Origin of the sequence: Muricoprocola aceti (assembly GCF_025567005.1) — a bacterium.
In the GTDB taxonomy this organism is placed as follows: Bacteria; Bacillota; Clostridia; order Lachnospirales; family Lachnospiraceae; genus Marvinbryantia; species Marvinbryantia aceti.
The window spans coordinates 48,774-60,945 of the sequence record NZ_JAOQKE010000008.1; the positions used below are offsets into that span (position 1 = coordinate 48,774).

9 protein-coding genes are annotated in these 12,172 nt (G+C 44.3%); all 9 read left to right on the forward strand.

Annotation, left to right across the window (positions count from 1 at the left end):
* Positions 1-34: 34 nt before the first annotated feature.
* The 9 genes from ftsH to OCV47_RS08395 all read left to right on the forward strand — a co-directional run bounded on the left by ftsH (position 35) and on the right by OCV47_RS08395 (position 12,171).
* A complete protein-coding gene (gene ftsH, locus OCV47_RS08355; RefSeq protein ID WP_317244193.1) occupies positions 35-1,813 on the forward strand; it encodes an ATP-dependent zinc metalloprotease FtsH in 1,779 nt (592 codons plus the stop codon).
* A gap of 337 nt (positions 1,814-2,150) precedes the next feature.
* Positions 2,151-4,298 (forward strand): alpha-glycosidase, encoded by a 2,148-nt coding sequence (locus OCV47_RS08360; RefSeq protein WP_262654690.1) that lies wholly within the window; start codon positions 2,151-2,153, stop codon positions 4,296-4,298.
* A gap of 74 nt (positions 4,299-4,372) precedes the next feature.
* Positions 4,373-4,825 carry a MarR family winged helix-turn-helix transcriptional regulator gene (locus tag OCV47_RS08365; protein ID WP_262654665.1) on the forward strand — a complete coding sequence of 151 codons (453 nt, stop codon included), beginning with the start codon at positions 4,373-4,375 and terminating at the stop codon, positions 4,823-4,825.
* A gap of 77 nt (positions 4,826-4,902) precedes the next feature.
* A complete protein-coding gene (locus OCV47_RS08370; protein ID WP_262654666.1) occupies positions 4,903-5,268 on the forward strand; it encodes a TRAP transporter large permease subunit in 366 nt (121 codons plus the stop codon).
* 392 nt (positions 5,269-5,660) lie between these two features.
* The gene (locus OCV47_RS08375) at positions 5,661-6,296 is read left to right on the forward strand and encodes a bifunctional 4-hydroxy-2-oxoglutarate aldolase/2-dehydro-3-deoxy-phosphogluconate aldolase (protein ID WP_117447995.1); all 636 of its coding nucleotides are present in this window, start codon (positions 5,661-5,663) and stop codon (positions 6,294-6,296) included.
* Between the two features lie 38 nt (positions 6,297-6,334).
* Positions 6,335-7,432: a sugar kinase gene (locus OCV47_RS08380; RefSeq protein ID WP_117447926.1), complete on the forward strand. Its 1,098-nt coding sequence runs from the start codon at positions 6,335-6,337 to the stop codon at positions 7,430-7,432.
* Positions 7,433-7,703: 271 nt separating this feature from the next.
* On the forward strand, positions 7,704-9,119 hold the full coding sequence (gene uxaC / locus OCV47_RS08385; protein ID WP_117447925.1) for a glucuronate isomerase: 1,416 nt from the start codon (positions 7,704-7,706) through the stop codon (positions 9,117-9,119).
* A gap of 65 nt (positions 9,120-9,184) precedes the next feature.
* The gene (locus tag OCV47_RS08390; RefSeq protein WP_262654667.1) at positions 9,185-10,684 is read left to right on the forward strand and encodes a tagaturonate reductase; all 1,500 of its coding nucleotides are present in this window, start codon (positions 9,185-9,187) and stop codon (positions 10,682-10,684) included.
* Positions 10,685-10,692: 8 nt separating this feature from the next.
* On the forward strand, positions 10,693-12,171 hold the full coding sequence (locus OCV47_RS08395) for a UxaA family hydrolase (protein WP_262654668.1): 1,479 nt from the start codon (positions 10,693-10,695) through the stop codon (positions 12,169-12,171).
* Position 12,172 lies beyond the last annotated feature (1 nt).

Below are 12,172 nucleotides of genomic sequence, written 5' to 3' on the forward strand. Positions count from 1 at the left end.
GAGTAGGAATTCAAGAGGAATTGGCATTTATTTTATGACGATTGCCATTGTATTGCTTTTGCTGTATGCATTTCGTGGAGGATGGTCAGATAATCAGACTATCACTTATCAGGAATACAGCGAAGAGCTGAAGGACGGAAAAATCACCCGGGTGGATATTTATCAGAACAGTCAGGTGCCGACAGGAAGTCTTACACTGACGCTGACAGATGGAAGCAAACAGACATTGAATGTCAGCGATGTGACAGCAGCTCAGACAGAGCTGAATGCATCAGATGTTACAACCTATCTTCATGATGTGGAACAGACCAGTATCTTTATGACCAGTATTCTGCCTACCCTGATTATGGCGGTGGTAGTGATCTTCCTGTTTATGATGATGAACCGCCAGGCTGGTGGTGGAAACAACAAGATGATGAATTTTGGCAAGAGCCGGGCTACGATGATTATGCCGGATGCCAGAAGAAAGACGTTTAAGGATGTGGCAGGTCTTCAGGAAGAAAAAGAAGATCTGGAGGAACTGGTAGATTTCTTAAAAGAACCACAGAAGTATACCAAGATGGGAGCAAGAATCCCGAAGGGTGTGATTTTGGTGGGCCCTCCTGGAACTGGTAAAACACTGCTGGCTAAGGCAGTGGCAGGAGAAGCAGGGGTACCGTTTTTCAGCATTTCCGGTTCAGATTTTGTGGAGATGTTTGTCGGTGTAGGTGCTTCCCGTGTCAGAGATCTGTTCGAAGATGCCAAGAAGAATGCACCATGTATTGTCTTCATTGACGAGATTGATGCAGTGGCAAGACGCAGAGGAACCGGTATGGGCGGTGGTCATGATGAACGGGAACAGACCCTGAATCAGCTGTTGGTAGAGATGGATGGATTTGGTGTCAATGAAGGTATTATTGTAATGGCAGCGACCAACCGTGTAGATATTCTGGATCCGGCGATCCTGCGGCCAGGCCGTTTTGACCGGAAGATTGGTGTAGGAAAGCCAGATGTAAAAGGTCGGGAAGAGATTCTGAAGGTACATGCCAAGGAAAAGCCGCTGGGCGATGATGTAGATCTGGAAAACATTGCCAGAACTACGGCAGGATTTACCGGAGCAGATCTTGAAAACCTGATGAATGAAGCGGCGATCTGGGCAGCAAAATCCGGACGTACTTATATTCAGCAGCAGGATATTCAGCAGGCGTTTATCAAAGTGGGCATCGGTGCAGAGAAGAAGAGCCGTTTGATTTCTGACAGGGAAAAACGGATTACTGCTTATCATGAAGCTGGTCATGCGTTGCTGTTTCACCTTCTTCCGAATGTGGGACCGGTGCATACCGTATCTATTATACCGACTGGTATGGGCGCGGCAGGTTATACGATGCCTCTGCCGGAAAAGGATGAGATGTTCATGACAAAAGGTAAGATGCTGGATACCCTGATGGTAGATCTGGGCGGACGAATTGCCGAGGAACTGATCATCGAAGATATCACAACCGGAGCTTCACAGGATATCAAGCAGGCAACGCAGCTGGCGAAGGCAATGGTGACTCAGTATGGTATGTCAGAACGGGTAGGACTGATTGACTATGGCAACGATGAAGGAGAAGTCTTTATCGGCAGAGATCTGGCACACTCCAGAGGATTCAGTGAATCTATGGCAGCTGTGATTGATGAGGAAGTAAAGCGTCTGATTGATGAAGCTCATACAAAAGCGACGGCGATCATCAAAGAGCATATTGATGTTCTCCACCGCTGTGCAGCACTTCTGATCGAGAAAGAAAAGATTGGTCAGGAAGAATTCGAGGCACTTTTTGGTGAAAATGCATAAAAAAATCAGATGAAATTTGTGAAGTTTGTGCACACGGATTTGGGAGTGTATGATATATTAAATATCGTAAAAACCCCCCAATACATTATATAGTTTTTGCAACACCCATAAGAAGAAATACCTTCTCTAAAAAGGACAGCGTCGGCTGTCCTTTTTACGTTCTGGCGTGCCCAGAATATAAAGATCTGTACTTGTAAGTAATTCTGTTTTAGGATAAAATAGAAAATAGTGGGCTGAATAATGAAATGCCCAGGTATGAAGAAGACGCGATTTACAAGGTGAATCAGCGGATGAGGTAAAAACATTGGAATGGGAAAAAATAGAACTGCTGATAAAGATGCAATACTACATTCTTGGTATGCGCCCGGTCTTTCGGCCAAGTGCACTTTTCAGCGACGAAACAGAAAATTATGTAACTCCGGAACAGCCGGAAGTGGGAGAGACGGTAACGATCCGTTTCCGTACCAAAAAAGACAACGTGGATGCTGTTTATCTGTGTCATGATCAGGAAGTGGTAGTCATGGAATATGACTACGACGACAGGAATTTTGATTATTACCGTGCAGAGATTCCACTTGGAATACATCCCCTGCACTACTGGTTTCAGGTAAAGGCCGGTCGTCTGACCTGCTATTATGATAAATGTGGAATCAGTAAAGAGATACGTCAGGACTGCTGTTTTACCATTACGCCAGGATTTCATGTTCCAGAATGGGCCAAAGGTGCTGTCATGTATCAGATTTTTGTGGATCGTTTCTATAATGGAGATCCATCGAACGATGTGGAGGACAGAGAGTATTTCTACATTGGGGATACGACTGTGAAAGTGACAGACTGGAATAAGTGTCCGGCATTTATGGGGATCAGGGAGTTTTATGGTGGAGACATTCAGGGAGTCTGGGACAAACTGGATTATCTGCAGGATCTGGGTGTAGATGTGATCTACTTTAATCCGATTTTTGTCTCTCCGTCTAACCATAAGTATGATATACAGGATTATGATTATGTTGATCCACATTATGGAAAGATTGTAAAAGACGGTGGTGAAGTACTGACACCTGGAGATCGGGAAAATGCGCATGCGACCAAGTACATCTGTCGTGTAACGGACAAAGAGAACCTGGAAGCGAGCAATCAGTTTTTTGCGGAATTTGTGGAAGAGGTTCATCGCAGAGGTATGAGGATCATATTGGATGGTGTATTCAATCACTGTGGTTCCTTTAATAAATGGCTGGATCGGGAACGAATTTATGAACATGCACCTGGATATGAAAAAGGTGCTTATATTTCAGCGGACAGTCCGTATCGGAATTTTTTCAAATTTAATAACCAGGATGCCTGGCCGTATAATCCAAATTATGATGGATGGTGGGGCCATGATACGCTGCCGAAGCTGGCCTATGAGAATTCAAAAGAGCTCCATGATTATATCTTGCATGTGGCAAAGAAATGGGTTTCGCCGCCTTATAATGTGGATGGCTGGAGACTGGATGTGGCTGCCGACCTCGGCTTTTCTAATGAATACAATCATCAGTTCTGGAAGGAATTCCGGGATGTAGTAAAAGAAGCGAATCCAGAGGCACTGATCCTGGCAGAACATTATGGAGATCCGAGATCCTGGCTTCAGGGAGATCAGTGGGACACGGTTATGAACTACGATGCTTTTATGGAACCTCTGACCTGGTTTTTCACAGGTATGGAGAAGCACAGTGATCAGTATCGGGAAGATATGCTGGGAAATGGGTTACATTTCCAGTGGGCAATGAATCATTATATGAACAGTTTCCAGGCTCCTTCCCTACAGACTGCCATGAATGAACTGTCCAATCACGATCATTCCCGATTCCTGACAAGAACAAATCATAAGGTGGGACGTGTGGCACAGCTTGGATACGAGGCAGCCTGTCAGGATGTAGACAAATCAGTATTTCGCAGTGCAGTGGTGATGCAGTTTACCTGGCCTGGCGCCCCAACGATTTACTATGGTGATGAAGCGGGTGTCTGTGGATTTACCGATCCGGATAACCGACGTACCTATCCATGGGGATGGGAAGATCATGATCTGATTCAGTTCCACAAACAGATGATTCGGATTCACAAGGCCTGTCCGGCGATTATGAAAGGCTCTGTTATGATTCTGCAGGCAGACTATAATTTCCTTGCCTATGGACGTTTCACAGAGAGGGATCAGGTTCTGGTAGTGTTTAATGCGGGAAAAGATACGATGGAGCGTACCATTCGGGTGCGTGATATGGGAATCACAGCAGATGACAACCTGATTCAGCTGATGATGACAGATCAGAGCGGATATAATACGGATGCGTATGTTTATCAGATGCAGCAGTACGATGTGACAATTACATTGCCGCCACATTCAGCTATTGTTCTACATGCTTTGAATGGAAATGGAGATCCTTCTTTCCATGAAGAGGAGACTGTTGCTGATGTGGAAGGATTCCATACTGCATGGAAAGAATATGTTTGACATAGGCAGAGTGGGTTTGCTATAATCTATCTGTTAAAAAATGTACAATTGACAACTGAAAAGGGGGGGCAGATATGCCTGGGAAAAGTGTTTTCTGGAATATGCATTTCAAGGAACTATTTCAACTGGTCTATGCACAGTATGGTGAGATACATCATCTGACAGAAACAGAGATACAAATCTTACTTTTCTTAAGAGACGACAGCGTGTACAATACAGCACGGGATATCTGTAAGATGCGAGGAATTGCAAAATCAAATGTATCAAATGGAATTCGTATGCTGGAGAGAAAAGGATATGTCAGTATTCGGATCGATGAAGAGAATCGGAAGATTCATCGTCTGTCACTGACTGAGAAGTCCAGACCAATCGCAGCAGAACTCTGGCAGATTTATGAGGACTGCCAGATGAGAATTCTGGATGGCATTACAAAAGAAGAAGTGAAGGCAGTATATGGTTTTTTTGAAAAATGTGATGTCAATGTAGTGAAGGAGATCGATCGTCTGAAAAGCGAAGAGACAAGGTAGAATGCATAGAATTCTATACAGGTAACAAAAAGTAGGATTATACTTTCGGGTATAGTCCTGTTTTTTTGTATAATAGTATGAATAGTGAAAAAAGAGTGACGATAAAGGACGTGGCAAGAGAGTCTGGCTACTCCATAGCGACCATACACTGCGCGCTGAACGGGAAACCGGGAGTGGGAGACGCAGCACGGCAGCAGATCGGCGTAGACCCGGTTCAGTTTGGATGTATCATGATCCTGAACCTTGGCATTGGTCTGGTAACTCCTCCTGTAGGATCCACTCTGTTCATTGGTTCTGCTATTTCAAAGGTACCGATCGAACGTCTTGGAAAGACCTTGCTGCCATTCTTCGTAGTAATGCTTGTTGTTCTGGCAATCGTTACCTACTGGCCGGCATTTACCATGACAATTACAAATATGATTATGCCAGTTATGGCTGGTTAAGAGAAACATACAAGAAAGGCTATTTCACAAAAGTGGAGTGGCCTTTTTTCTTTTGCCGTTTTTGTATAATAATAAATAAAAGCAGAACATGAAATTTAGCAATCTTTTTACAAAGATATATTTGACATTTATGGATGGACAGTGTAGACTTATAAATGTAAGCACTTACAATATTGATAAATCATAGCCTGAAAGCATGATTATGTATGTAAAATAGTACGAAATTGTCGGATTTTAGGGTTTGATTTACCGTATGTTTCAGTGTATAGTAAATATAAAGGACATCGTATCTGTTCCGTACTTTCACAGTGAAGACAGAACAGCTGCAAAAATATGACATGTCTCTGAAAGCCGATTTTTTGGGGACAGCAAATAAAAAGGAGAGAAAGAAAATGAGTATTGCAGAACAGTTTGCAGCGCTGGGCGTCGTGCCAGTAGTAGTATTAAATGATGTAAAGGATGCAGAGCCACTGGCAGATGCCCTGGTAAAAGGTGGACTTCCTTGCGCAGAAGTAACATTCCGTACAGACGCAGCAGAAGAATCCATTCGTATTATGGCACAGAAATATCCGGATATGTTAGTTGGAGCAGGCACAGTTCTGACCATTGAACAGGTTGACAGAGCAGTAAATGCAGGAGCAAAATTTATCGTTAGCCCTGGATTTGATCCAGAAGTAGTAGATTACTGTATCGAAAAACAGATCCCGATCTTCCCTGGTATCATTACTCCTTCCGAAGCAGCACAGGCTGTTAAGAGAGGACTGAAGGTTGTAAAATTCTTCCCTGCTGAACAGTTCGGTGGAGTAGCTACAATTAAAGCAATGGCAGCACCATATACTACATTAAAATTCATGCCGACAGGCGGTGTCAGCTTAAAGAACCTGAAAGATTACTTAAGCTGTGACAAGATCCTTTGTTGTGGCGGAAGCTGGATGGTAAAAGGTGATCTGGTAAAAGCAGGCGAGTTTGACAAGATCGCTCAGATGGCAAAAGAAGCTGTTGAACTGGCAAAAGAGATCAGAGGCTAATCATTTTTAAAATAAGTTTTAATTAGGAGAAAAGAAGAATGAATTTAAATGTAAGACCAAAAAGTGAATGTAAGTTTGATGCAGTTTCTCTTGGAGAAGTAATGCTTCGTCTTGATCCAGGCGAAGGAAGAATCCGTACTGCAAGATCTTTCCGCGCATGGGAAGGCGGCGGAGAATACAACGTAATCCGTGGTTTAAGAAAATGCTTCAAAATGGATACTGCTGTGATTACAGCATTTGCTGACAACGAAGTAGGTATGCTGATGGAAGACTTCATCTGCCAGGGTGGTGTAGATACATCCCTGATCAAATGGATGCCTACAGACGGTATCGGAAGAATCTGCAGAAATGGTATCAACTTCACAGAAAGAGGATTTGGTATCCGTGGAGCAGTAGGATGCTCTGACCGTGCAAACACAGCTATCTCCAAAGCTACACCGGAAGATTTCGATTTCGATTACATCTTCGGTGAACTGGGAGTTCGCTGGCTGCACACAGGCGGAATCTACGCTGCTATTTCTGAGCAGACATGTGAGACTGTTCTGGCTGCAATCAAGACTGCAAAGAAATACGGAACTATCGTATCTTACGACCTGAACTACCGCCCATCCATGTGGAGCGCTATCGGAGGACAGGCTAAGGCTCAGGAAGTAAACAAAGAAATTGCAAAATACGTTGATGTCATGATCGGAAATGAAGAAGACTTTACTGCATGCCTTGGATTCGAGATCGAGGGAAATGATGCAAACCTGAAAGAACTGAATCTGGAAGGTTACAAGAAGATGATCAACGAAGCAGCAAAGACATACCCGAACTTCAAAGCCGTTGCTACTACACTTCGTACAGTTAAGACTGCTACTGTAAATGACTGGAGCGCAATCTGCTGGGCTGATGGAGAAATCTACAAAGCAAAAGACTACAAGGGACTGGAAATCATGGACCGTGTAGGTGGTGGAGACTCTTTCGCATCAGGTCTGGTATACGGACTGATGACTACAGAAAACGCTGAACTGGCTGTAAACTACGGTGCAGCACATGGCGCACTTGCTATGACCACACCTGGTGATACCACAATGGCAAGCAAGAAAGAAGTAGAAGCTATTATGGGCGGAGCTGGCGCAAGAGTACAGAGATAAAAATCTGAATCATAGAGAACTGCCGCAGAGCAGAGGAGAAAGATACGTGATGTAATCTGATATCCACTGCCTGTGGCATTTTTTTAAGAATATTTTGTGTAATTTATATGAAAGCGCTTACATATTTTTGGTAAATATTTTTTTCCTTTCCATTTGACATTTGAGAGGAGAAATAGTAGACTAAATGTAAGCACTTACATAAATAGAACAGTTGCTAATATAAAACAGAAATGCTATGTAAATATAACAAAGATCACAGGAGGAACAGAACATGAAAGCATTTATGGACAAGGATTTTTTGCTGAGCACACCGACAGCACAGAAGCTGTATCATGACTTCGCAGAAAATACACCGATTCTGGATTATCATTGCCATATTAATCCAAAGGAGATCGCAGAAGACAGAAAGTTTGAGAACATCACACAGGTATGGCTGGGTGGCGATCACTACAAATGGCGTCAGATGAGATCCAACGGAATTGATGAATATTATATTACCGGTGGTGCAAGTGACCGTGAGAAGTTCCAGAAATGGGCTGAGACACTGGAAAAAGCAATCGGTAATCCACTGTATCACTGGAGCCATCTGGAGCTGAGAAAGTATTTCGGATACGAAGGATACTTAAATGGTGAGACAGCAGAAGAAGTATGGAACCTGTGCAATGCAAAGCTGCAGGAAGATTCCATGACCGTACGTAACCTGATCAAACAGTCCAATGTAAAACTGATCTGTACCACAGATGATCCTGTTGATTCTCTGGAATGGCACAAAGTCATCGCAGATGACAAGACCTTTGATGTACAGGTACTGCCAGCATGGAGACCAGACAAAGCCATGAACCTGGAGAAGCCAGAATATCTGGATTATCTGAAGACTTTAAGTGAAGTCAGCGGCGTTGAAGTAAAGAGCTTCAAAGATCTGATGAAAGCACTGTCCCTCCGTATGGATTTCTTCGCATCTATGGGATGCTGTGTATCTGACCACGCACTGGAATATGTAATGTATGCTCCTGCTTCTGAAGAAGAGATCGAAAAGATCTTCGCAGGCAGACTGAATGGCGGCAGCGTATCCAGAGAAGATGAGATGAAGTTCAAGACTGCATTCATGACAGCAGTTGGAAAAGAATACCATAAACGCAACTGGGTAATGCAGCTTCATTATGGATGCAAGCGTGATAACAATGTATTCCGCTATAATCAGCTGGGACCGGATACAGGATTTGACTGCATTAACAACTACGCACCAAGCGCACAGATGGCAGACTTCCTGAACGCATTAAGCTCTACAGATGAATTACCAAAGACTATTCTCTACTCCCTGAATCCAAATGATAACGAGTCTATCGGAACGATTCTTGGATGCTTCCAGGGACCGGAAACGGTTGGTAAGATTCAGCAGGGTAGTGCATGGTGGTTCAATGATCACAAAGTAGGTATGATGAACCAGATGATCTCTCTGGCTAACCTTGGCCTTCTGAGTAACTTCGTAGGTATGCTGACAGACTCCAGAAGTTTCCTGTCTTACACCAGACATGAATACTTCCGTCGCATCCTCTGCGAACTGATTGGTGGATGGGTAGAGAACGGAGAGTATCCGGATGACTATAAGGCACTGGAAAAGATTGTTAAGGGAATTTCTTTCAACAATGCAGTAAACTACTTCGGTTTTGATCTGAAGACAGTATAGGTTTGATACAAAATAGTTGGGGCTTGTGGCCCCAACATAATAAAAAAATAAAGGGGAATACGATCATGGAAAAATTAAATTATGAAGTATTGGAGAAATCTGGATATGATGGATATATTTTAAAAGATGCACCGGTAAAGGTTATGCAGTTTGGAGAAGGTAACTTCCTTCGTGCATTCGTAGATTACTGGTTTGACCTTGCCAATGAAAAAGCAGACTGGAACGGTAAATGCTGTCTGGTACAGCCAATTGCTCCAGGTCTGGCAAAGATGATCAACGAACAGGAAGGTCTGTACACACTGTACCTTCGCGGAAGCGAAAACGGACAGAAGGTTGATGCTAAGCGTGTCATCTCCAGCGTAAAGAACTGCCTGAACCCATACGAAGCAGCAGATTTTGAGGCGATGATGGAAGTAGCAGCAAGTGATGACCTGGAAATCATTGTCTCTAATACAACAGAAGCAGGTATCCAGTACGATCCATCCTGCCAGCTGAACGACCAGCCAGCATCCAGCTTCCCTGGAAAACTGACACAGGTACTGTATCACCGTTATAAAGCAGGCAAAAAAGGTATCATCATGCTTGCCTGCGAGCTGATCGACAACAACGGAAAAGAACTGCTGAAATGTGTAAATCAGTACATTGATCAGTGGGGACTGGAAGATGGATTCAAGAAATACGTAAATGAAGAATGCACTTTCTGCGGATCTCTGGTTGACCGTATCGTACCAGGACGTATCCGTGATGAAAAAGAAGTAGCAGAGCTGGAACAGAAGCATGGTTATGCTGACCCGCTGCTGGATGTAGGAGAAGTATTCGGTGTATGGGTAATCGAAGGAGATCCAAAGCTGAATGATGTACTTCCATTCAAAAAAGCAGGACTGGAAGATAAAGTATTTGTAGTACCAGATATGAGCCCATACAAGAAGAGAAAAGTACGTATCCTGAACGGTGCACATACCGGATTCGTTCTGGGTGCTTACCTGGCTGGAGAAAATATCGTACGTGACTGTATGCAGGATGAGACAATCAAAGGCTTCATGAACAAGATGCTGTATGATGAAGTCATCCCTACCCTGCCACTGGATAAGCAGGATCTGCTGAACTTTGCAGCAGCAGTATCAGACCGTTTCAACAACCCATTTGTAAACCATGAACTGATGAGCATTTCCCTGAACTCTACTTCTAAGTGGAAAGCAAGAAATATGCCGTCCTTCCTGGAATACATCAAAGAAAAAGGGGAACTGCCTGTATGCCTGACCATGTCACTGGCTGCATACATTGCATTCTACAGCAATGACATTCAGTCCCTGACAGATGCAGGTCTGGTATGCAAACGTCCTGCAGGAAATGAATACACAGTAAGTGATGACCGCTGGGCACTGGAATTCTACTATGAGCACAGAAATGACAGCGCAGAAGAGCTGGTACACGCTGTACTGACCAACGAAAAGATGTGGGATCAGGATCTGACCCAGATCAAAGACCTGGAAGCAACTGTAGTAGCTGACCTGAAGAAGATCCGTGAGGAAGGAGCAAAGGCTGCTTACGCGAGCTGCCTGTAAGAAAAGGTATGAAAACAATTCAGATTAATCCACTTGATAATGTGGCAGTAGCACTGACTCCGATTGCAAAGGGAGAAAGTATTACTGCAGGTGAATATACTGTAATTGCAGCGGAAGATATTCCACAGGGACATAAGATCGCTCTGAAAAAGATCGCTAAAGATACCAATGTAGTGAAATATGGGTTCCCGATCGGACATGCGACAGAAGAGATCGAAGTAGGTAACTGGGTGCACAGCCATAATATGGCTACCAATCTGGAGGGTGAAGTAGAATATACTTACCAGCCGGCGATTACCCCGGTGACCCCGGTAGAACCGGAGACATTTAACGGCTTCCGCAGAAAAGATGGCAGAGCAGCGATCCGTAACGAGATCTGGATCATCCCGACGGTAGGCTGTGTAAATGACGTGGCAAAACGTATGGTATCTCTGAACCAGGATCTGGTTCAGGGCACCATTGATGGTTTGTATACTTTTGACCATCCATTTGGATGCAGCCAGACCGGTGCAGACCATGCACAGACGAGAAAACTGCTGGCAGCTCTTGTTCGTCATCCAAATGCTGCAGCTGTGCTGGTACTGAGCCTTGGATGTGAGAACCTGACACATGAACAGTTTCTGGAAGAGCTGGGCGATTACGATCACGACAGAGTAAAATTCCTTACCTGTCAGGAAGTAGAAGATGAATTCGAAGCAGGAAGAAAGCTTCTGGAAGAGTGTGCGGCATATGCAGGACAGTTTAAGAGAGAAGCGATTCCGGTAAGCGAGCTGGTAATCGGTATGAAGTGTGGAGGATCCGATGGACTTTCCGGTATCACAGCCAACCCTACTGTAGGTCGTTTCAGTGACATGATGGTAGCAAGGGGCGGATCAACTGTACTCACAGAAGTACCTGAAATGTTCGGTGCAGAAGGATTCCTGATGAATCGTTGTATCAATACAGAGATCTTTGACAAAGCTGTAAACATGATCAACGGATTTAAGAACTACTTCATCAGCCATAACGAAGTAGTATACGATAACCCAAGCCCTGGAAATCGTCAGGGTGGTATCACAACGCTGGAAGACAAATCCTGTGGATGCGTACAGAAGGGCGGAAGCGCACCGATTATGGACGTAATCGGATATGGTGACCCGGTAGTGACCAAGGGACTGAATATGCTGTATGGTCCGGGAAATGACCTGGTATCAGCAACGGCTATGACAGCAGCCGGTGCACACATGATTCTGTTCACCACAGGACGTGGAACACCGTTTGGCGCGCCGGCTCCTACGTTGAAGCTTGCAACCAACAGTCAGCTGGCTGGTAAAAAGCAGGGATGGATTGACTTTGATGCGGGATCTATTGTAAATGGAGAATCCATCGATGACGCTGCAAGGCGTCTTCTGGATCTGGTGATCGAGACCGCTAATGGGAAAGAGACTCGGGCAGAACGCCACGGATACAGAGGAATCTCTATCTTTAAAGATGGTGTAGTGCTGTAAG